The 21,611-nt window shown below is 72.7% G+C and carries 17 protein-coding genes; 11 read left to right on the top strand and 6 right to left on the bottom strand.

Features of this window, described 5'->3' with window-relative positions; translation table 11 throughout:
* The first annotated feature begins 205 nt into the window (after positions 1 to 205).
* Both IFT51_RS10135 and IFT51_RS10130 read left to right on the top strand, forming a co-directional pair.
* The gene (locus IFT51_RS10135) at positions 206 to 784 is read left to right on the top strand and encodes a hypothetical protein (protein ID WP_192060979.1); all 579 of its coding nucleotides are present in this window, start codon (positions 206 to 208) and stop codon (positions 782 to 784) included.
* 345 nt (positions 785 to 1,129) lie between these two features.
* Positions 1,130 to 3,013, top strand: coding sequence for a DEAD/DEAH box helicase (locus tag IFT51_RS10130; protein ID WP_192060978.1), 1,884 nt, complete (start codon positions 1,130 to 1,132; stop codon positions 3,011 to 3,013).
* 78 nt (positions 3,014 to 3,091) lie between these two features.
* Here the strand turns inward: IFT51_RS10130 and IFT51_RS10125 are convergent, their stop codons facing one another.
* A complete protein-coding gene (locus tag IFT51_RS10125; protein ID WP_192060977.1) occupies positions 3,092 to 4,033 on the bottom strand; it encodes a hypothetical protein in 942 nt (313 codons plus the stop codon).
* Positions 4,034 to 4,194: 161 nt separating this feature from the next.
* Complete coding sequence (locus IFT51_RS10120; RefSeq protein ID WP_192060976.1) at positions 4,195 to 4,737, bottom strand: NUDIX hydrolase family protein; 543 nt, start codon at positions 4,735 to 4,737, stop codon at positions 4,195 to 4,197.
* An 89-nt stretch (positions 4,738 to 4,826) separates the two neighbouring features.
* Here IFT51_RS10120 and IFT51_RS10115 point away from each other — a divergent pair, with 89 nt between their 5' ends.
* Together IFT51_RS10115 and IFT51_RS10110 are read left to right on the top strand one after the other, a co-directional pair.
* Positions 4,827 to 5,513 (top strand): alpha/beta hydrolase, encoded by a 687-nt coding sequence (locus IFT51_RS10115; protein ID WP_192060975.1) that lies wholly within the window; start codon positions 4,827 to 4,829, stop codon positions 5,511 to 5,513.
* 14 nt (positions 5,514 to 5,527) lie between these two features.
* Positions 5,528 to 6,208 carry an SIMPL domain-containing protein gene (locus tag IFT51_RS10110; protein ID WP_192060974.1) on the top strand — a complete coding sequence of 227 codons (681 nt, stop codon included), beginning with the start codon at positions 5,528 to 5,530 and terminating at the stop codon, positions 6,206 to 6,208.
* Here IFT51_RS10110 and IFT51_RS10105 read toward each other — a convergent pair.
* Positions 6,198 to 7,397 (bottom strand): GNAT family N-acetyltransferase, encoded by a 1,200-nt coding sequence (locus IFT51_RS10105; RefSeq protein WP_192060973.1) that lies wholly within the window; start codon positions 7,395 to 7,397, stop codon positions 6,198 to 6,200. The genes IFT51_RS10110 and IFT51_RS10105 overlap by 11 nt on opposite strands.
* Before the next feature lie 96 nt (positions 7,398 to 7,493).
* Here IFT51_RS10105 and IFT51_RS10100 point away from each other — a divergent pair, with 96 nt between their 5' ends.
* The 3 genes from IFT51_RS10100 (at position 7,494) to IFT51_RS10090 (ending at position 10,708) form a co-directional block, all read left to right on the top strand.
* Positions 7,494 to 7,985 carry a DUF1810 domain-containing protein gene (locus tag IFT51_RS10100; protein WP_192060972.1) on the top strand — a complete coding sequence of 164 codons (492 nt, stop codon included), beginning with the start codon at positions 7,494 to 7,496 and terminating at the stop codon, positions 7,983 to 7,985.
* A gap of 61 nt (positions 7,986 to 8,046) precedes the next feature.
* Positions 8,047 to 8,901: an NAD-dependent epimerase/dehydratase family protein gene (locus tag IFT51_RS10095; RefSeq protein ID WP_192060971.1), complete on the top strand. Its 855-nt coding sequence runs from the start codon at positions 8,047 to 8,049 to the stop codon at positions 8,899 to 8,901.
* Between the two features lie 151 nt (positions 8,902 to 9,052).
* Positions 9,053 to 10,708 carry a bifunctional phosphatase PAP2/diacylglycerol kinase family protein gene (locus IFT51_RS10090; protein ID WP_192060970.1) on the top strand — a complete coding sequence of 552 codons (1,656 nt, stop codon included), beginning with the start codon at positions 9,053 to 9,055 and terminating at the stop codon, positions 10,706 to 10,708.
* A gap of 210 nt (positions 10,709 to 10,918) precedes the next feature.
* Here IFT51_RS10090 and IFT51_RS10085 read toward each other — a convergent pair whose 3' ends face one another.
* The gene (locus IFT51_RS10085; protein WP_192060969.1) at positions 10,919 to 11,899 is read right to left on the bottom strand and encodes an aldo/keto reductase; all 981 of its coding nucleotides are present in this window, start codon (positions 11,897 to 11,899) and stop codon (positions 10,919 to 10,921) included.
* 53 nt (positions 11,900 to 11,952) lie between these two features.
* Complete coding sequence (locus IFT51_RS10080; RefSeq protein ID WP_192060968.1) at positions 11,953 to 12,159, bottom strand: hypothetical protein; 207 nt, start codon at positions 12,157 to 12,159, stop codon at positions 11,953 to 11,955.
* 223 nt (positions 12,160 to 12,382) lie between these two features.
* On the opposite strand from IFT51_RS10080, the gene IFT51_RS10075 reads away from it, so the two are divergent.
* The 4 genes from IFT51_RS10075 (at position 12,383) to IFT51_RS10060 (ending at position 19,888) form a co-directional block, all read left to right on the top strand.
* Positions 12,383 to 17,368 (top strand): DEAD/DEAH box helicase, encoded by a 4,986-nt coding sequence (locus tag IFT51_RS10075; protein ID WP_192060967.1) that lies wholly within the window; start codon positions 12,383 to 12,385, stop codon positions 17,366 to 17,368.
* A 3-nt stretch (positions 17,369 to 17,371) separates the two neighbouring features.
* Positions 17,372 to 18,148, top strand: a complete 777-nt coding sequence (locus tag IFT51_RS10070; RefSeq protein ID WP_192060966.1) for an Fpg/Nei family DNA glycosylase — start codon at positions 17,372 to 17,374, stop codon at positions 18,146 to 18,148.
* Positions 18,149 to 18,349: 201 nt separating this feature from the next.
* Complete coding sequence (locus IFT51_RS10065; protein WP_192060965.1) at positions 18,350 to 19,039, top strand: peroxiredoxin-like family protein; 690 nt, start codon at positions 18,350 to 18,352, stop codon at positions 19,037 to 19,039.
* Between the two features lie 177 nt (positions 19,040 to 19,216).
* Positions 19,217 to 19,888 (top strand): peroxiredoxin-like family protein, encoded by a 672-nt coding sequence (locus tag IFT51_RS10060; RefSeq protein ID WP_192060964.1) that lies wholly within the window; start codon positions 19,217 to 19,219, stop codon positions 19,886 to 19,888.
* Positions 19,889 to 20,020: 132 nt separating this feature from the next.
* On the opposite strand, the gene IFT51_RS10055 is transcribed toward IFT51_RS10060, so the two are convergent.
* Positions 20,021 to 21,583, bottom strand: a complete 1,563-nt coding sequence (locus tag IFT51_RS10055) for an APC family permease (protein WP_192060963.1) — start codon at positions 21,581 to 21,583, stop codon at positions 20,021 to 20,023.
* Between the last annotated feature and the right edge of the window lie 28 nt (positions 21,584 to 21,611).

Genomic DNA, 21,611 nt, shown 5'->3' with positions numbered 1-21,611 from the left:
AGCTTGATCGCCCTCGATATCGAGGCGCGTCCGTGCGTCTCACGTGAAAACCGGAGATTGATTCTCGGAATACTCGCCGGGGCACTCGTCGCCGTCACCGTCTTATCCGTGACGAGTTGGACTTGGCGCGGGGAGTACTGATGACCCCACCCGAGCTTCTCGATGCCGCTTCGACAAGGCTCGTCGATCTATTTCTAGGCAGCTCATGAGTCCGATTCTGATCACCAGGCTGCTCACCCTCTGCTCTGCACTCATCACATTCGCACTCATCGGGGCGCAGAGCCTCGTACTGTCGATCTGGGCTCTTGAGACAGTATGTGGAGGCGTCCGGCCTGTGCAATTGATCAGGATCGGTCTGGCGACGACCCTGACAGGTTTCATTCTGATAGGGAGCGGACGTTTCGTATCCCGACGTGATCAGAGCCAGAAGGCAGCCTCCGTCACAAGAGGCGTCCGCGCCGGTGCAATGCTGGGATTCGTATTCACCGCACTGCCTGCCTGGTTTCTCGTCTCGGCCATCTGGATACTAGGACTCTGGGGCTCCCAGCAGATGGCGACCATGATCCTGCAGACGACGATCACCCTGGCCGTGACATCGACAGCACTTCTCACCATCGCCCCCGTATGGGCTCAACTCGGGCCCCGAACAGGGTCGCGTCGAAGGTCTGCGGCACCGCATCGCTTCGGTCACACCCAATGGACCATGTTCGCCCTGATGCCCGTCTGCCTGCTCGCAGCATCGATGCTCGCCGAAGCCACCTTCGGGGCGCGCTGCCGTCCGTAGAGGACCCGCGCCTCCTCGGCACCCCCGTCGCGCTTTCCGTGCACCTCCGCTAGGCTGGGGTCACTTGCGAGTCGGCCTGACCGGCTCCCTGCGTCGTAGCACGCCCCTCCCCGCCTCTCCCGTCCTGGCACACACCCAGGCAGACCAGCAGGCGCGCGAAGCTCACTCTGCGGCGAAACGATCGTGCACACCTGCACCGTCGCCACATCTCGAGCCCGGCTACGACAGCCGTTCTCCCGGCACTGCCCCGCCTTCGCGCGAACACGTCAGCACGACGTCGTCGCCCGACACGGTGGTCACGCAGCCTGGCCCGGCTCGACACCGATGCCCCGAAAGGTGCACCACATGTCAACGAACACCCTCGACACCGAGAACACCACCCCCGACGGCTCGACCGTCGACGAGACGGCCGACACCGTCACCTTCAGCTCGCTCGGCGTCCCCGCCCCGATCGTCAAGTCGCTCACGGCAGAGGGCAAGACCACCGCCTTCCCGATCCAGGTCGACACCCTGCCCGACACCCTCGCCGGGCGCGACGTGCTCGGCCGCGGCAAGACCGGCTCGGGCAAGACCCTCGCGTTCTCCATCCCGATGGCCGCGCGCCTCGGCGGCAAGCTGGCCGGCGGTCAGCGTCGCGCCGGTCGCCCCCTCGGCCTGGTGCTCGCCCCCACCCGCGAGCTCGCCACGCAGATCGACGCCGTCCTGGCCCCGCTCGCCGCGGCCTACGGCATGCGCACCACCACCATCTTCGGCGGCGTCTCGCAGAACCGTCAGGTGCAGGCCCTCAAGGCCGGCGTCGACATCATCATCGCCTGCCCCGGCCGCCTCGAAGACCTCATGAAGCAGGGCTTCGTCAAGCTCGACGCCATCGAGATCACCGTGCTCGACGAGGCCGACCACATGGCCGACCTGGGGTTCCTGCCCGGTGTCACGCGCATCCTGAAGGCCACTCCGACCGACGGTCAGCGCCTGCTCTTCAGCGCGACCCTCGACAACGGCGTGGACAAGCTGGTCAAGCAGTTCCTCCACAACGAGGTGCTGCACTCCGTCGACGAGGCCAACTCGCCCGTCGCCAAGATGACCCACCACGTGTTCGAGACCCCCGACCTCGACAGCAAGAACGCCCTCGTGCAGACGCTGGCCGGCGGCAAGGGCCGTCGCATCCTCTTCATGCGCACCAAGCACCACGCCAAGAAGCTCGCCAAGAAGCTGACCGACGCCGGCATCCCCGCCGTCGACCTGCACGGCAACCTGTCGCAGCCGCAGCGCGACCGCAACCTCGCCGCCTTCCAAGACGGCAGCGCCCGCGTGCTCGTCGCCACCGACGTCGCCGCGCGCGGTGTGCACGTCGACGACATCGAGCTCGTCATCCACGTCGACCCGCCCACCGAGCACAAGGCGTACCTGCACCGCTCGGGCCGCACCGCCCGCGCCGGCGCCGAGGGCGACGTCGTCACCCTCGTCATCCCCAGCCAGAAGCGCGACGTCGCCCAGCTGATGAAGAAGGCCGACATCCGCCCGACCATCACCGCCGTCGTGCCGTCCTCGCCCGAGGTCGCCGCGCTGGTCGGCGAGGTCGCCGCGTACGTCAAGCCCGCCCCCCGTGCCGCCGTGCAGCAGCAGCAGGGTGGCGGCGGTCGCTCGCAGGGCGCCAACGCGCAGCGCAAGCGCGCCGCCCGTCAGGACTCGCAGGGCAACCCCATCGCCCGCCAGGACCGCTCGGGTCGCCCCGCGGCGGCATCGGCCGGCGGCTCGCGCGACGGACGCCAAGGAGGCGCGGGTCGCGGCTCCGAGACCGGTCGCGGTCGCGACGGCGCAGCCCGCTCGGGTGGCTCGCGTGACGGCGGACGCCAGGGTGCCGGCCGCGACGGCGGCGCGCGCCGCGACGCCGCCCCCCGCGGTGGCGCCTCGACCTTCTACTCGACCGAGTCCGGCCGTGGCGCCGTGACCCCGGTGCGCGACGGCGGCCGCGATGCCGGCCGCGACGAGACCCGTGGCACCCGCCAGACCGGACGCCGCGCCCAGAGCGACGGCGGCCAGAGCCGCACCAACGCCGTCCGCAACGACCAGGCCGACTTCGCGGCGTCGCAGGGCGGCCCCCGCGAAGGCGGGCAGCGCTCCGGCGGACGCCGCGCCTCCTCGGAGGGCGGTCGCCCCGGCTCGCTGAAGGTCGGCGGCCTCGTCGGCGGCAAGGCCCGCACCGGCGGCGGCCAGCGCGGCGGTCGCTGACCCGCGCCTCCTGACCCCAGGAACTCGCTGAGACCCTCGTGCGCGCACGGGGGTCTCAGCTGTTTCCTGGGGTCTCGGTCATCGGGCGTGCGTGCAGCGTGCGAGACCGGCAGCGGCGAGCCGGTCGAGCATCGGGCGCCCCTTCAGGGCCTCGTCCCAGATCCACCGGGCGAAGCCGCGCACCTCGGGCAGCGCACGGATCCGGTCTTCACGGATCTTCTCGTCGACCACGACCTGCTCGGGTGTGCGGCCCCTGCGTTCGGCCCGCCCCAGGTACTTGACGAGACCGTCGAACTCGCCGACCACCCCGCAGCACGGCCACCAGAAGTCGACCCTGCCGATGAGGCCGCGGGCGTCGCGGAACTCCCTCTGCAGCACCGGTCGCACCAGCCCCGCCTCGAACATGCCCGCGCGGCTGAGCGACTCCCCCGCCGACTCCGACAGCGGGTCGGCGAGGTCGAGAGCCAGTGACGCCACCCGGACGCCCCGCCGGTTCGCCCGGGCATCGAGGTGCGACCTCGCAGCCGAACGGCTGAACGCCCCCGACCGGAGTCCGTGGTCGATCACGACGAGTCCGCCGTGGAGATCGCGGGTGCGCACCACGTCGAGAGCGGCTCTGAGGGGGACGACCGAGGGCATGCCCCAGTTCTCCATCACGTCCGAGGCGTCGAGAGCGGCCGCGTGACGGACGAGGGTCGACGACGAGAGGGTCCGCGACCGTCGCCGATCGACGACGTGGACGCGCTCGGGCCAGCGCCCCAGCAGGGGGAAGCCGCTCAGGGCGAGGGCCGACTCGTGCGAGACCACCACGTCGGACGCCAGCCGACCGACCACGGCGCGGACCCGCAGCGCGTGCCGCTGGCGCTGATCGGCCGCGGTCCAGATCGCTGTCGGCAGGTAGGTGCCGGGGGCGAGCCGCACGAGTTCGCCGCAGGAGGCGCGGCGACGGAGGTCGTGGTCGTCGCGGCCGCCTCGGACCCACGTCGCACGGCGGATGAGGGAGTCGTCGGTGTTCGCCATGGGAGCGAGCCTGCCGGTCCGGCGCGACCCGCGCCTCCTGCAGCTCCGCGCCTGTGGATAGCGGCGCGAGACCCCAGGAAGTGGCTGAGACCCCAGGGCGCGAGCTGGGGTCTGAGCGGCTTCCTGGGGTCTGAGCGGATTCCTGGGGTCGCGGCGGCGGGTTACTGCAGGGCGCCGACGGAGGCGAGGGCGCTGCGCAGCAGAGCGCCGCGCCCGCCCTCCATCTCGGCGGCCACGTCATCGCTCGCCGCCTGGTGCGGCGTCAGCCACGTGAGTTCGAGGGCGTCCTGGCGCGGGTCGCAGGTGCCCGTGACCGGCACGACGTACGCGAGCGACACGGCGTGCTGACGCGCGTCGGTGTAGACCGACGACCCCGGCAGCGGGAAGTACTCGGCGACCTGGAACGGCACGGGCGACAGCGGCAGCTGCGGGAAAGCCATCGGCCCGAGGTCCTTCTCGAGGTGGCGGAAGAGCGCCGTGCGCAGGCTCTCGCCGTACATGACGCGGCCCGAGACGAGCATGCGCGACATCGAGCCCTCCGACGAGGCGCGCAGCAGTACGCCCACCTCGGTGACGACGCCCATGCCGTCGACCCGCACCGGCACCGCCTCGACGTACAGGATCGGCAGCCGCTGACGTATCTGGAAGAGCTCCTCCTCCGAGAGCCAGCCGGGATTGGGGTCAGGGGTCTGCACGGAGCTCATGGGGCATGTCTACCAACCCCGTGTGACGGTCGGGTGACGAAAACGCTACGGGCGAACACGACGACGGTGGCGCTGGATAGGCTCTGGCCATGGTGCAGATCGATCCCTCCGTGGTCACGTGGTCCGTCGACGAGTCCGAGCGCGACGGCCGGCCGCTGCTGGTGCTGCTGCACGGGGTCGGTTCGCACGAGGGCGATCTGATCGGGCTGGCCCCCTATCTGCCGCAGGCCTTCGCGATCGCCTCGCTGCGAGCGCCCCTCCCTCACGGCGACGGCTTCTCGTGGTACCCGCTCGCTCTGCCGGGCTCGCCCGACCCCGCGCCGGTCGACGAGGCGGCGACCGCCGTCCTCGACTGGCTCGACTCGCTGACCGGGTCGTACACGAGCGTCAGCCTGCTCGGCTTCTCGCAGGGCGGCTCGCTCTCGCTGCAGCTGCTGCGTCGCGCGCCCGAGCGCTTCACATTCGCGGCCGTGCTGGCCGGCTTCGTGGTCGCCGACCCCGCCTCGGCAGACGCCGACGCCGCCCTCGCGCGGGTGCGCCCCGCCGTCTTCTACGGTCGCGGCGACGCCGACCAGGTCATCCCGATCGACGCCGTGACCCGCACCGTCGAGTGGCTCGGCGAGCACGCCGACGCCGACGTCGAGGTCTACGCCGAGCTCGCCCACGGCGTCTCGCAAGACGAGCTCGACGACCTGAACGCGTTCATCTCGAGGGTCACGAACCCGGTCACCGCCGAGGGCACGCACGCGCCCGACAGCACCGACCTGGTCGTCTAGAGGGCGGCGGAGACATGGCCGACATCGTCGTCTCGGGCACCGTCACGCACCGTCATCACGCCGAGCGGGGGCTGCTCCGGCTGGCGGTCGAGCTCGAGGGCGACGACCGCGCGGCCGTCGTCGACGAGGGCATCGCGGTGCACAACCGGGTCACCGAGCAGGCGACGGTGCTGCGCCGGCAGGGTGCGGCCACCTGGTGGACGGCGCGCTCGGTGTCGGTCGGTCTCGTGACCGAGCCTGCCTCGCCCGACGGGAGCCGCGCCTCCTCGGTCCGGTATCGCACGCGGTCGACGATCGAGGTGCGGTTCCAGGACTTCGCCGCGCTGGCCGACTGGGTCGGCGAGCTCGCGCACGTCGAGGGCGTGTCGATCGACGGCATCGAGTGGTCGCTCGGTCACGCGCGTCGCGCCGAGGTCGAACAGGACGCCCGTCTCGCCGCGGTCGCCGACGCCGTGGCGCGCGCCTCCGACTACGCCGACGCGCTGGGCCTCGGCAGCCCCGTGCTGCAGGCCGTCTACGAGCCGGGGCTGCGACCGGGCGAAGGAGGCTCAGGAGGCGCGGGTCACCTCGGCTTCGGCTCGTCCCGTTCGCTGATGGCCGCCTCGATGCTCGACGACGGCGGTTCGGTGGTCTACGCCCTGCACCCCGCCGACATCGAGGTCACCGCGACGATCAGCGCCGACTTCACGGCCTGAGCCTCCTGCTCCACACCCCCTCGTACTCGAAGGGGACGAAGCCGACGGCCTCGTTGACGTCGAGCATGGGGCGGTTCTCCTCGGCGTTGAAGGTGAAGACGCCGGGGTGACCAGGTCGTTCGGCGGTGAGCAGGTCGGTCGTCGCGATCTTCAGCAGCCAGCCGAGTCGGTGGCCGCGGTGCTCGCGCAGCACGAGGGTGTCCTGCTGGAACGCCGGTCGCGACCGCTCGGCCGGCGCCTCGAGCTGACTGAACCCCGCCAGCCGCCCGGTCGGCACGTGCTCGACGACGGCGGTGAAACGCGTCCGCGGCCCGGCGAGCGCCTTCTCCTCGGCGTCGCGGAACCGCTCGGGAGTCCAGACGTCCTCCGGCTCGTCGACCCCGCCCGAGGGGGCGTCGGTGCTCATCCGCGTCTCGAGCGCGGCGAGGTCGTCGAGCCACCGCTCGGGTGAGCGTCCGACCCAGGTGTGCAGTCGGTAGTCGTCTCCGGCGGCGGCGCGGGCGCGGTCTCGGATGCCGGCCAGCGCCTCCTCGTCCACCGGCAACGCCAGGCGGCTGCAGCGCACCACCTGCCCGAGCACCCAGCCGGCGCCCTGCAGCAGCTGCACGGCCGCATCGCCTGCGCCGACCGATCCGGCACCGGTGGGGGGCAGGAGGCGCGGCTCGGCCTCGCCGGTCGACCGCACGTAGGCGATCGCCTGGGTCCGGCCCTCGCGGCGCGCGACCTCCTCGACGTGGGCGAGCAGCGCCGAGCCGATCCCCCGGCGCCGGTGCGAGGGGAGCACCATCACGTCGACGTAGGCGGTGCTCGCGCCGTCGCCGTCGAGTCGGCTCTCGTACGACCCGGTCGCGACGATGCGCCCGGCGTCGCGGACGACGTACCAGCGCATGTCCTTGTAGGCGTCGAGCCAGTTCGGCAGCTGCTCGTCGGGCAGCCAGGCCAAGTCGTCCGAGCCGATCGCGTCGGCGCGGATCGCGTTCTCGACGGCGACCGTCTCGACGAAGTCGGCGGCGTCGGGCGCGTCGATCGTCTGCGGGATGGTGATGCGCTCGATGACGATCGGTGCTCGGTCGATGGGCGTCGGGTCGGTCGGGTCGGCGGCTGGGGTCGGGTCGGTCGGGTCGGCGGCGGGCGTCGGGTCGGCGACCGGGGTCGGGTCGGCGGCGGGCGTCGGGTCGGTCGGGGTCATGTCGGGCCTTCCGGCCGCAGGTGCGTGCGGTCGATGCGCGCCGCCCCGTGGGCAGCCGACCAGACTAGCGGGTCCGGTGCGGCGTAGAACAGAGCGATGAGCGACACCCACGACTCCGACCCGCACAGCCGCGACGGCGACCGCGACGCCGACGCAGACGTCGCCACCGACCCGTTCGACCTCGCCCGCTTCGTCACCGCCCAGGAGGCGCACGGCACCTACGACCGCGCCCTCTCCGAGCTGCGCGACGGTCGCAAGACGAGCCACTGGATGTGGTTCGTGTTCCCGCAGATCGCGGGGCTGGGTCGCAGTGCGACGGCGCAGCACTACGCGATCGGGTCGATCGGAGAGGCCCGCGCGTACCTGGCGCACCCCCTGCTCGGGCCGCGGCTGTGCGAGAGCGTGGACGTGCTGCTCGCCCTGCCGACCTCCGACGCCGAGGCGGTGTTCGGCGGTGTCGACGCGCTGAAGGCGCGCTCGTCGCTGACCCTCTTCGCGCAGGCGGAGCCCGCCGAGTCGCGGTTCGGGCGCGCCCTGACGAAGTACTTCGGCGGAGAGCCCGACCAGGCGACCCTCGACCTCCTCTGACGCGCACGCCGCCGCGCCCCCGGCACGGATCGAGGAGGCGCGCGAGGGATAGCCTCGGAGCATGAGCGTTCTGATCGCGGGCTGCGGCGACCTGGGCACCGAGGCGGGTCTGCGGTTCGCCGCCGACGGCCACCGCGTGGTCGGACTCCGCCGCCGCGCCGACCTGCTGCCCGCCCGCATCGAGGGTCGCTCGGTCGACCTCCGTCGCGAGACACCCGTGGTCGACGACGACACCGAGGTCGTCGTCGTCGCTCTGGCGGCCGGCTCGCGCACGCCGGGCGAGTACCGCGCCACCTACGTCGACGGGCTGCGCCACGTGCTCGACGGGATCGCGGCGTCGGCGGCCGACCCGCGCCTCCTCGTCGTCTCGTCGACCGCGGTCTACGACGTCGCCGACGGCGGACTCGTGACGGAGGAGACCCCGGCGCGCGGCGGGACGCCGACCGCCGACGTGCTGCTCGAGGCCGAGCGGCTGCTGCGCGAACGGGCTCCCGAGGCGGTGCTGCTGCGGCTCGGCGGGGTCTACGGGCCCGGTCGCGAGCGACTGATCGAGCAGGTGCGCAGCGGTGCGGCCACGCTGTCCGACCAGCCTGGGGGGTCGCCGCACACGAACCGCATCCACCGCGACGACGCCGCCGCCGCGATCGTGCACCTGACGACGGCGGTCTCGCAGCCCGATGCCGTCTACCTCGGCGTCGACGACGAGTCCGTCCGGCTCGACGACGTGCTGCTGTTCCTCGCGGACGAGCTGGGGGTCGAGGCTCCCCCGAGCGCGCCTCCCACCGGGCGGCGGGCGGGCGGCGACAAGCGGCTCTCGAACGCTCGACTGCGGGCGACGGGGTTCTCGTTCGCGTACCCGACGTTCCGCGAGGGGTACCGGGCCGTGATCGCCGGCGAGGGCGCGCGGCACGCCTGACCCGGCGCGGCTGGTCCTCCTTCATGCGGCGCCCGTCGTCGAGTGGTCGGAAGATGCTCTTGCCGGCGCCCGGAAGAGCATCTTCCGACCACTCGATCGGCGCAGCCCGACGCGCGACCGAGCGCCAGGCGACCCCGGGTACGGTGGACGCGTGCTCCCCGACCACGACGTCCCTGCCGCCCGACGACGGATCCTCCCCGTCATCACCCTGCCGATGGGCGTGCGCCGTGTCGACCGCGCGGCCGCGAACCTGATCAACGGACGCGAGCGGCACCCCCGATCGGATCGGGCCTGGAAGCGCCTCTCGCACTCGGCCGACCACGGCACGCTCTGGCTGACGACCGCCGCCGTGCTGCTGCTCGTCGGCAACCGCCGGGCCGGTTCGCGCGGCGCGCTCTCGCTCGGGATGGCCAGCCTGATCGCCAACGCGGTCGGCAAGAACCTCGTCGGGGGTCCGCGGCCTCTGCTCGACGACGTGCCCATCGGCCGTCAGCTGCGTCGCCAGCCTCGGAGCGCCTCCTTCCCCTCCGGCCACACCGCCAGCGCGATCGCGTTCGTCACCGGGGTGGCGCTCGAGTCGCCCCGCACCGGTCTCGTGCTCGCTCCGCTGGCCGCCGCCGTGTCTTACTCGCGGCTGAAGGTCGGCGCGCACTGGCTGTCCGACGTGGTCGGCGGCGCGCTGCTCGGCGCCGGGGTCGCGGTCGCGGGACGGCTCGTGCTGCCCGTGCCGGCGCACCCCGTCGGCCCGGCCGCTCTGGCCGGCGAACCGATCGGACTGCCCGCGTCGTCGCGCGGCGAAGGCGTGCTCGTCGTCTCGAACGGGGCGTCGGGGGCTGCTCGTCGGCGAGACCCCGTGACCCTGCTGCGCAAGCGGCTTCCGGAGGCGCGGTACAGGTCGCTCGGCGACACCGACCTCGGCGAGATGGTCGCCGCCGAACTGCGGCGGCGGAATCCTCCGCGGGTGCTCGCGGTCGTCGGCGGCGACGGGACGGTCGAGACCGCCGCCCGCGTCGCGCTCGAGCACGATCTGCCGCTGCTCGTCGTGCCCGGCGGCACCTTCGATCACTTCTCCCGCGCGGTCGGCACGGACTCGGTCGAGACGGCCGTCGCCGCCCTCGCCGCCGGCACCGGTGCGCGGGTCGACGTCGCCGCGGTCGACGTCGACGGCGAGCCGCACCACCTCGCGATCAACGCCACGGCCCTCGGCGTCTACGCCGACTACCTCGCCGAGCGTGACCGACTCGAAGGGCGGCTGGGCAAGCGCGTGGCCGGGCTCGTGTCCGGGGTGCAGATCCTGCGACGGGGGCGCACGGTGACCTTCGAGCGGGACGGCGATGCGGTGAGCCGCGGTGGCGCCGGTGCGGCCAGCGTCGGTGCGACGGTCGATGGCGGCGCCGTGCGCCAGGGGGCCGCGCGCACGGCGTGGTCGGTCTTCGTCGGGGTCGGCCGCAACGACGACGACGTCGTCTCGCCCATGCGGCGCCGGGCCCTCGACGACGGCTCGCTCGAGGTCCGCACCCTGTCGTCCGGCTCGAGACTCGGCCGTATCGGGGCGCTGTCGTCGCTCGCGTTCGGCCCGAGGAGCACGGCGACCCTGCGCCTCCTCGGTCTTCTGCCCGAGAAGGAGGCGTTCTCGACCGAGGTCACCTCGCGGTTCGCGGTGACCGTCGCGGGGGCGCTCCGCCCGGCGATCGCGCACGACGGCGAAGGCGACACCTCGCTGCCCGACACCGCCGAGCGCGACGGGTACCGCTACGAGGTGCGCCTGCTGCCCCGGGCGTTGCGCGTGTACCGCCCCCGCGGCTAGCCCAGTAGAAACGGCCCCACACCCCGGAACCGGCCCCACACCCCGCGTTCTCGGGGTGTCACGCCGAATACGAGGTGTGACGGGACTGCCCGCACGGCCGGGCGGCGCTCAGCGGCGCACAGCCGTCTCGGGGTGTCACGCCGGATACGAGGTGTGACGGGGCCTGCCCGGCACGGCCGGGCGGCGCTCAGCGGCGCACGGCCGGGCGCGCTACCAGCGCGGGTGCACGGCCTCGCGGAAGTACTTCTCGTAGATGCGGACGACCTCGGAGTCGAGCCCCTCGTCGAGCGTGACATCGCCGGCCGCGGCGTTGGCGCGCGCCTGCTCGACGTTGCGGGCCCCGGGGATGACGGTGCTGACGCCGGGCTGGTCGACGATCCAGGCGAGGGCCGCCTGGGGCACGGTGACGCCCTCGGGCACCGACTCGGCGAACTCGCGAGCCGCGGCGACGCCCTGCTCGAAGTCGACGCCGCTGAAGGTCTCGCCCTGGTCGAAGGCCTCGCCGTTGCGGTTGTAGCTGCGGTGGTCGTTCTCGGCGAAGGTCGTCTCGGTCGTGTACTTGCCCGAGAGCAGACCGCTGGCCAGCGGGACGCGGGCGATGATGCCGACCCCCGCCTCCTCGGCTCGGGGCAGCACCTCGTCGAGCGGCTTCAGCCGGAACGCGTTGAGGATGATCTGCACGGTCGCGAGATTCGGGCGGGCGATGGCGGTGAGGGCCTGGGCCGTCTCCTCGACGCTGACGCCGTAGGCGGCGATCGCGCCGTTCGCGACCAGCTCGTCGAGCGCGTCGTACACGGCGTCGCTCTCGAAGACGGGCGTGGGCGGGCAGTGCAGCTGCACGAGGTCGAGGGTGTCGACGCCGAGGTTGCGGCGCGAGCGGTCGGTCCATTCGATGAAGTTCTGGCGGACGTAGTTGGCCGGCAGCTGGTCGAGACGGCGGCCCATCTTGGTCGCGACGGTGACGTCGACCTCGGGGTTCGCGGCGCGGAACCGGCCGATGATCTGCTCGCTGCGCCCGTCGCCGTAGACGTCGGCGGTGTCGAAGAAGGTGACCCCCGCCTCGACGGAGGCGCCCAGCACCTCGAGCGCGTCGCTCTCGGTGACGTCACCCCAGTCGGCTCCGAGCTGCCAGGTGCCGAGGCCGATGACGGATACTTCGCGGCCGGTGCGGCCGAGTGTGCGACTGTGCATGCGGCCAGCGTAGGCGGTGCCGCCGACACCGGGCCGAGGAGGCGCGGGTCGGCTCAGCGACGCCGGGTCGCCGCCCGGGCGAGTGCGAACGCGACCGCGATCAGCGCCACGGCGATGACGACGAAGGCCGCCCCCGCCACGACGTGCGCCTGCAGGATCCGCACCAGGCCGACGAGGAGGGCGAGCGCCGAGGCGAAGGCGAGCGCCTTGCTGACGGCCAGCTGCCCGCGGCGGAGAGCCGCGCCTCCTCGGCGGGTCATCCGCGACTCGTCGCTCGACGGCCGGGGCCGGCGGACGGGTCGATGCGGAACGCGGGGGGCATGCGACCACCGTAGCCGGGCCGCCGGCCGCGCCCCGCGACGGTCGGTCGAGGAGTCACGACCCGCCGCGAGGGAGTCGGGGCGCGCGGCGTGTCGTGACTCGTCGAGACCCCGAGGAGGCGCGTGAGACGGAATGTCAGTGGTCCGGAGCAAGATGGCACCGATGAACGACGTGCTCGACCGCTTCTCCCCCGCCACCCGCGAGTGGTTCCGCGGGGCGTTCGCCGCGCCGACCCGCGCGCAAGAGGGCGCCTGGGCGGCCATCAGCCAGGGCGACCACGCACTCGTCATCGCGCCCACGGGGTCGGGCAAGACCCTGGCGTCGTTCCTCTGGTCGATCGACTCGCTGGCGTCGACGCCCCCGCCCGAAGAGAAGCTGCACCGCACCCGCGTCCTCTACATCTCCCCTCTCAAGGCCCTCGGCGTCGACGTCGAGCGCAACCTCCGGTCGCCTCTGGTCGGCATCACGCAGACGGCCCGGCGACTCGGCACCGAGGCACCCGACATCACGGTCGGCGTCCGCTCGGGCGACACCAGCTCGAGCGATCGCGGGCGGCTGGCCCGCACCCCGACCGACATCCTCATCACGACACCCGAGTCGCTCTACCTGATGCTCACCTCGCAGGCGCGCGAGACGCTCAAGGGCGTGCAGACCGTCATCATCGACGAGGTCCACGCGGTCGCGTCGACCAAGCGGGGCGCCCACCTCGCCCTCTCGCTCGAGCGACTCGACGCCCTGCTCGACAAGCCGGCCCAGCGCATCGGCCTCAGCGCGACGGTGCGTCCGCCCGAAGAGGTCGCGAGGTTCCTGGCCGGCCCGGCGCCGGTCACCATCGTCAACCCCCGCGCCGACAAGAAGTTCGACCTGCGGGTCGTCGTGCCGGTCGACGACATGACCGAGCTCGGCACGGCCGCACCGCTCGAGGGCTCGGCGGCGGGCGCGGCGCCTCAGGGGTCGATCTGGCCGCACGTCGAAGAGGGCATCGTCGATCTGATCGCCGAGCACCGGTCGACCATCGTCTTCTCGAACTCGCGCCGACTGGCCGAGCGCCTCACCGCACGACTCAACGACATCTGGATCGAACGCCAGGGCGGCGACCTCGAGACCGCGGTGCGGGCCACCGAAGAGGCACGGGGCCAGCTGGTCGTGGCCGGCGGCGCTGCCGAGCTGACAGTGGGCGGCTCGGCGGGCGACGGTTCGGCAGGTCAGCGAACGGCAGGTGACGGCACGGATGCCGAGGTCGCCGAGGTGGACCCGTTCGCGCCCTCCCCTCCGACTCGCAACCCCGCCGTCGGCGGCGGGGCGCCCGCGCAGCTGATGGGCGGCTCGGGGCAGACCTCGGGCTCCGATCCGCTGCTCGCACGCGCCCACCACGGGTCGGTGTCGAAAGACCAGCGGGCGCTCATCGAAGACGACCTGAAGAGCGGTCGGCTGCGATGCGTGGTCGCGACCAGCTCGCTCGAGCTCGGCATCGACATGGGCGCCGTCGACCTCGTCATCCAGGTCGAGTCGCCGCCGTCGGTCGCGAGCGGTCTGCAGCGCGTCGGGCGCGCCGGGCACCAGGTCGGCGAGACGTCGCGGGGCGTGCTGTTCCCCAAGCACCGCGCCGACCTGATCCACTCCGCCGTCGCCGCAGAGCGCATGGTCGCCGGCCTGATCGAAGAGCTGCGCGTGCCGACCAACCCCCTCGACGTCCTCGCGCAGCAGACGGTCGCCGCCGTCGCGCTCGACGAGCTCGACGCCGACGAGTGGTTCGAGACGGTCCGGCGCAGCGCCCCCTTCGCGACTCTCCCCCGCTCGGCCTACGACGCGACGCTCGACCTGCTCAGTGGCAAGTACCCCTCCGACGAGTTCGCCGAGCTGCGCCCCCGCATCGTGTGGGATCGCGTGCACGGCACCCTCACCGGCCGACCGGGCGCCCAGCGTCTCGCCGTGACGAGCGGCGGCACCATCCCCGACCGGGGTCTCTTCGGCGTGTTCATGGTGGGCGAGAAGGCCGCGCGCGTCGGCGAGCTGGACGAGGAGATGGTCTACGAGTCGCGGGTCGGCGACGTCTTCGCCCTCGGTGCCACGAGCTGGCGCATCGAAGACATCACCCACGACCGCGTGCTCGTGTCGCCCGCCTACGGCCAGCCCGGTCGCGTCCCGTTCTGGAAGGGCGACGGCATCGGCCGCCCGGCCGAGCTCGGCAAGGCGATCGGCGGCTACATCCGCGAGCTCGCCAACTCGAGCGAGGCCGACGCGACGACGCGGGTCGCCGCCGGCGGACTCGACGAGCGCGCCGCCCGCAACCTCATCGCGTTCCTCACCGAGCAGAAGGCCGCCACCTCGTACGTGCCGACCGACACGACGCTCGTCGTCGAGCGGTTCCGCGACGAGCTCGGCGACTGGCGCCTCATCCTCCACTCGCCCTACGGCATGCAGGTGCACGCCCCGTGGGCCCTCGCCGTGTCGGCGCGCATCCGCGACCAGCTCGGGGTCGACGGCGGGGCGATGGCCGCCGACGACGGCATCGTCGTGCGGATCCCCGACACCGACGCCGAGCCTCCGGGGGCCGAGCTCTTCTCGTTCGAGCTCGACGATCTCGACGACATCGTCACCGAGGAGGTCGGCGGGTCGGCGCTGTTCTCGTCGAGGTTCCGCGAGTGCGCCGCCCGCGCCCTGCTGCTGCCGCGGTACAACCCCGGCAAGCGCTCACCGCTCTGGCAGCAGCGTCAGCGCTCGTCGCAGCTGCTCGACGTCGCCCGCAAGTACCCGTCGTTCCCGATCGTGCTCGAGGCGGTGCGCGAGGTGCTGCAAGACGTCTACGACCTCCCCGCGCTGATGAGCCTCACCCGCGACCTCGCCAGCCGCACCGTCCGCATCGTCGAGACCGAGACCGAGGTGCCCTCGCCCTTCGCGCGGTCGCTGCTCTTCGGCTACGTCGCCGCGTTCATGTACGAGGGCGACTCGCCCCTCGCCGAGCGCCGCGCCGCGGCCCTGTCGCTCGACTCGACGCTGCTGCAAGAGCTGCTCGGGCGCGCCGAGCTGCGCGAGCTGCTCGACGCCGACGTCATCGATCAGCACGAGCTCGAGCTGCAGCGACTCGCCCCCGACCGGCGCGCCCGCGACATCGAGGGCGTCGTCGATCTGCTGCGTCTGCTCGGCCCGCTCACCACCGACGAGATCATCGACCGCAGCTGGCTCGCGGCCACGCTCGTCGCCGGCGACGTCGCGGCCCGCGACGACGCGCACCGCTCCCTCGAGACGGCCCTGACCGATCTCGCCTGGTCGAACCGCGTGCTGCGCTTCACCCACTCGGGCGTCGTGCGCTGGGCGGGCATCGAAGACGCCTCGCGCCTCCGGGACGCCCTCGGGGTCGCCCTGCCGATCGGGGTGCCGACCGCGTTCGTCGAGCCCGTCGACGACCCCCTCGGCGATCTCGTCGGCCGGTACGCGCGCACCCACGGGCCCTTCACCTCGGCCATGGTCGCAGAGCGGCTCGGCCTCGGCGGCGCCGTCGTGCTCGACGCCCTCCGCAAGCTCGCGACGCAGCGCCGTGTCGTCGAGGGCGAGTTCCGACCGCGCCAGCAGGGCAGCGAGTGGTGCGATGCCGAGGTGCTACGGCGCCTCCGCGGCAAGTCGCTCGCCGCGCTGCGACACGAGGTCGAGCCGGTGGCGCCCGAGACGCTCGGCAGGTTCCTGCCCGCGTGGCAGCACGTCGCCACCGGGCTGAAGGGCTCGGGGCTGCGCGGGCTCGACGGGGTGCTGCAGGTCGTCGACCAGCTGAGCGGGGTCTCGCTGCCCGCCTCCGCGTGGGAGTCGCTGATCCTCCCCGCCCGCATCACCGACTACAGCCCGGCGATGCTCGACGAGCTCACCGCCACCGGCGACATCATCTGGTCGGGCACCGGCACCCTGCCCGGCAACGACGGCTGGGTCAGCCTGCACCTCGCCGACGGTGCGCAGGTCACCCTGCCCGAGCCGTCGGGTGCCGAGACCGACGACCTCCAGCGCGAGGTGCTGGCGGCGCTCGCGGGCGGCGGCGCCTACTTCTTCCGTCAGCTCTCGGACGCGGTCGGCAGCACCGACGACGACGCCCTCGTCACCGCGATCTGGCAGCTGGTCTGGGCCGGGCAGATCACCAACGACACCTTCGCGCCGCTCCGCACCCAGGTCGGCGGCGGCAAGGCCCCCCGGCCCCGTGCACCCACCCGCTCGCGGTCGTCGTACCGCAGCCGCGGTCGCATCGCGATGCCCCGCCAGGCCGGTCCGCCCACGGTGGGCGGTCGCTGGTCGCTGCTGCCGCTGGCCGAGCCCGACGGCACGATCCGGGCCGCGGCGACGGCCGAGATCCTGCTCGAGCGCCACGGCGTCGTCACGCGCGGCGCCGTCGTGAACGAGGGCGTGCGGGGCGGCTTCTCGACGGCGTACAAGGTGCTCAGCGGCTTCGAAGAGACCGGTCGCGCCCGCCGCGGCTACTTCATCGAGGGGCTCGGGGCGGCGCAGTTCGCCACCGGCCCGACCGTCGACCGCCTCCGCTCGTTCATCCGCGACGAGGGCGACCGCCGAGACGACGACACCCTCGTCGCCGCCGGTCGCCAGCTCGACGTGCCCGTGGTCACGCTCGCGGCGACCGACCCCGCGAACCCGTACGGCGCCGCACTCCCCTGGCCGGGGCAGACACTCGACGGCGCCCCCGCCGACGAGGCGGCCCGCGCGGCGACGAGCGCGGCCGAGGCGGCCTCCGCTGCAGCGGCGACCACGGCGACGGGGGCCGGGGCGCGGGGCGAGGCGGGCTCCGCGGTCGACGCGACCCGCGCCTCCTCGGCCGCCGATCGAACGGCCGTCGACGCAGGAGGCGCGGCGACGAAGAAGAGATCGGGTCACCGCCCCGGGCGCAAGGCCGGCTCGCTGGTCGTGCTGGTCGACGGACGGCTGACCGTCTACGTCGAGCGGGGCGGCAAGACCGTGCTGACCTTCGGCGAGCCCGACGAGCGCGAGCTGGCCCTGGCGGCCGCGTCGCTGGCCTCGACGGTGCGGACGCGTCTGAAGAAGCTCGCCATCGAGCGGGTCGACGGCGAGTTCGTGCTCGGCACCGCCCTCGGCGACGCTCTGCGGGACGCCGGCTTCGCCCCCACCCCCAGCGGCATCCGATTGAGGTCGTGACCGATGCCTGAAGGAGACACCGTCTACCGCGCCGCGACCAACCTCGACGCGGTGCTGCACGGGCAGACGCTGACGGCGAGCGACTTCCGGGTGCCGGCGTTCGCGACCGTCGATCTGACCGGCGAGGTCGTCGACGACGTCATCCCGCGGGGCAAGCACCTGCTGCACCACATCGGCGACCTGACGCTGCACACGCACCTCAAGATGGAGGGTTCGTGGCACGTGTACCGCCACGGCACGAAGTGGCGGCGCCCCGCCTATCAGGCACGGGTCGTGCTCGAGACGGCCGAGTGGGTCGCCGTCGGGTTCGATCTCGGTCTGGTCGAGCTGGTCGCCCGCGACCCCGAAGACAGCGTCGTCGCGTACCTGGGCCCCGACCTGCTCGGCCCCGACTGGAACGCCACGACGGCGCTCGAGAACCTCGAGGCCGACCCCGGGCGCGAGGTCGGTCTCGCCCTGCTCGATCAGCGGGTGCTCGCCGGCGTCGGCAACGTCTATCGCAACGAGCTGTGCTTCCTGCGGGGTGTGCTGCCCACGCGTCCCGTCGGCGAGGTCGAGAACCGGCCCAAGCTGATCGACCTCGCGCACCGCCTGATCCTCGCCAACAGAGACCGCGTCGATCGCACGACGACGGGCAACCTCCGAGGCGTGACCGACTGGGTCTACGGGCGGGCCGGCAAGCCGTGTCTGCGCTGCGGCACGAAGATCCTCCGGGGGACCCTCGGCGAGAGCGAACTCGAGCTGCGTGACACGTACTGGTGCCCGCACTGCCAGAGCTGATGTGCGGGTGCGCGTGAAGCGGACGTGCCGCCGCCGTGTGCGACCGCCGTCGTGTGCGACGCGGCGTGTGTGACGCCGTGTGCGACGCGGCGTGTGACGCCGCGTGACGCACCCGGGCCGCCCGCCCAGCTCGCCTGCCTACGATCGGCCGCAGCCGAACAGCACGTACCCGACGTGCCGCTCACCGCCGAGAGGACGACCATGTCGAACGCCGAATCCCCCACCACCCCCCGCATCGCCGACCAGGTGACCGAGTTCGACGAGGGGTTCACGGCGCAGATCGGGCCCGAGTTCTCGAAGGTGTTCGCCGACGAGCAGAGCGCCCTCCGTGCCGCGGGCACCCCCGACGACGCGGTCGCGGCGGGCGACACGATCGTCGAGGCGACCCTCGTCACGCCCGCCGGCGACGAGGTCTCGCTCGCCGAGACCGTCGGAGAGGGCCCCGCCGTGCTGGTCTTCTACCGCGGAGCCTGGTGCCCCTACTGCAACCTGACGCTCAAGACCTACCAGGCCGAGCTGCTGCCCCGGCTCCGCGAGCGCGGTGTCGCGCTGGTCGCGATCAGCCCCCAGACCCCCGAGGGATCCGAGGCGTCGGTGACCAACGGCTCGCTCGAGTTCCCCGTGCTGTCCGACCCGGGCAACGTGTTCAGCGGTGCGCTGGGCATCCGCACCGAGCCGAGCGCCGACGCGCGTGCCGTGCACGGTCAGCTGGGGTTCGACGTCGCCGACAGCAACGCCGATGCGACGGGTGACATCCCGTTCCCGACGGTGCTGGTCGTCGACCGCGACGGCACCGTGGTCTTCGCCGACGTGCACACCGACTACACGACCCGGACCGAGGTCGACGAGATCGTCGCGGCGCTCGACCTGCTCGAGACGCCCGAGGCCTGACCCGCAGGAGGCGCGGGTCGACCCGGCACGCGCCTCCCGACCCGCAGGCGCGACGGCCCGATCGAGGCACCCGGTGCACCCGGGCCCGCACCCGGGCCCGCACCCGGGCCCCGCACCCGCGCACTCCACTACGCTCAGGGGACTCTTCGCGCCTCGACCCGTTAGGACCACGACGACATGACGTCCCAGGACATCGCCACGCAGGTCGCCGACTTCCAACGGACCTTCAACGCCGAGATCGGGCCCGACCTCGAGGCGATCTTCGAGGCCGAGCAGGCTCACCTCCGCTCGCTCGGGGTGCCGGCCGACGCCGTTCGCGTGGGCGACCAGATCGTCGACGCCGCGCTCCTCACCCCCACCGGTCGTGACATCGCCCTCATCGACGCGATCGGCGCATCTCCCGCGGTCGTGGTCTTCTACCGCGGCGCCTGGTGCCCCTACTGCAACATCACGCTCAAGACCTATCAGGACGACCTGCTTCCGGCGCTCCGCGAGCGCGGCGTCGAGCTCGTGGCCATCAGCCCGCAGACGCCGGCCGGGTCCGAGAAGTCCGTCGCCGCCGGCGACCTCGAGTTCACCGTGCTGTCCGACCCGGGCAACGTGCTCAGCCGCGCGCTCGGCATCGCGACCGAGCCGAGCGTCGGAGCCCGCGGCGCCCAGCGCGAGCTCGGCTTCGACATGGCCGACGACAACGTCGACGGGTCGGCCGAGATCCCGTTCCCGACCGTCCTCGTCATCGACGGCGACGGTCGCGTCGTCTTCGTCGACATCCACACCGACTACACCAGTCGCACCGAGGTCTCCCTCGTGCTCGAGACGCTCGACCTGCTCGAGCTGGGCGTCGTCTGACCCTGCCGGCCGGCGCAGGTCGTCCGAGTCCGCACTCCGGACGCACGGACGCAGGAGGCGCGGGTCGGGCGAACCCGACCCGCGCCTCCTGAGAATCGACGGTCTCGCAGTCGAGGCCCGCCGCTAAGGGCGCTACGGGCGCTCGACCCCCGACGCCGCCGACGTCCCGACCCCGGCATCGGCCGATGCGTCCTCGCCCCGACCGACCCGCGAGTGCCGCCGTCCGTACGCGAAGTACACGATCACGCCGAGCACGAGCCAGGCCGCGAACCGCGCCCAGGTCAGCGTCGTCAGGTTCAGCATCAGCCACACGCAGAGCGCGGCCGACAGGATCGGCAGCACCGGCGACAGCGGCACGCGGAACGCCCGCGGCAGATCGGGGCGCTTGCGACGCAGCACGATCACGCCGATGCTGACCAGCACGAACGCCGAGAGGGTGCCGATGTTGATCATCTCCTCGAGCACTCCCACGTCGGTGAACGCGGCGACGAACGCGACGACCGTTCCGGCGATGACCTGGATGCGCACCGGGGTCTTGCGGGTCGGGCTCGTCTTCGCGAGCCAGCGGGGCAGCAGGCCGTCGCGGCTCATCGAGAACACGATGCGCGACAGGCCGAGCAGCAGCACCATGATGACCGTCGTCAGACCGGCGAGCGCGCCGACCGAGATGACACCGGCGGCCCAGTCGGCGCCCACGAGGCGGAACGCGGTCGCGAGCGAAGGGTCCTCTTCGCCGGCCAGGTCGCGGTACGACACCATGCCGGTCAGCACGATCGAGACGAGCACGTAGAGCACGGTCACGACGGCGAGTCCGAGGAAGATGCCGCGGGGCAGCGTCTTCTGCGGGTTCTTGACCTCTTCGGCGCTGGTCGCGACGACGTCGAACCCGATGAACGCGAAGAAGACGAGCGACGCCGCGGCGAGCAGCCCGAAGACGCCGTACTGCGCGGGGGCCGCGCCGGTCATGAACGAGAACATCGACTGCGACCAGGTGTCGCTCGCGCCGGCGCCGTTCGCGCTCGGCTCGGCGGCGGGCACGAAGGGCGTGTAGTTCGCGGCGCGCACGAAGAAGAAGCCGACGACGATCACGAAGAGCACGATCGCGACCTTGATGATCGTGAACACGGCGCCGACGCGGGCGGTCAGCTGCGTGCCCGCGACGAGCAGCGCGGTGAAGACGGCGACGATCAGGAACGCCGGCCAGCTGACCTCGATGCCGCCCAGCATGAAGGTCGCGGGGATGCCGATGCCGAAGGTCTCGAACGCCGACGCGAGGTACACGCCCCAGTACTTGGCGAGCACGGCCGAGGCGGTGAACATCTCGAGGATGAGGTCCCACCCGATGATCCAGGCGAGGAACTCGCCCATCGTCGCGTAGGTGAACGTGTAGGCGCTGCCGGCGACCGGGATGGTCGAAGCGAACTCGGCGTAGCACATGATCGCGAGCCCGCAGGTGAGCGCGGCGAGGATGAACGACAGCGTGACGGCCGGCCCCGCGTAGTTCGCGGCGGCGTTCGCGCCGACCGAGAAGATGCCCGCGCCGACGGCCACCGCGACGCCCATGAGCGTCAGATCCCAGGTGCCGAGCGTGCGCTTCAGGCCGTTCTCGGCGATGTTCGAGTCGGCGATCGACGACTCGACCGACTTCGTGCGCCACAGGCTGCGGGGCCCGCGGGTGGGCGTGGGGTTCGCCATCTCGTCTCCTCGTTCGACGGTGCCGGCC

Source organism: Frigoribacterium sp. CFBP 13712, from assembly GCF_014842255.1.
Taxonomy (GTDB): Bacteria; Actinomycetota; Actinomycetes; order Actinomycetales; family Microbacteriaceae; genus Frigoribacterium.
This window is presented reverse-complemented; position numbering and strand designations above follow the sequence as displayed.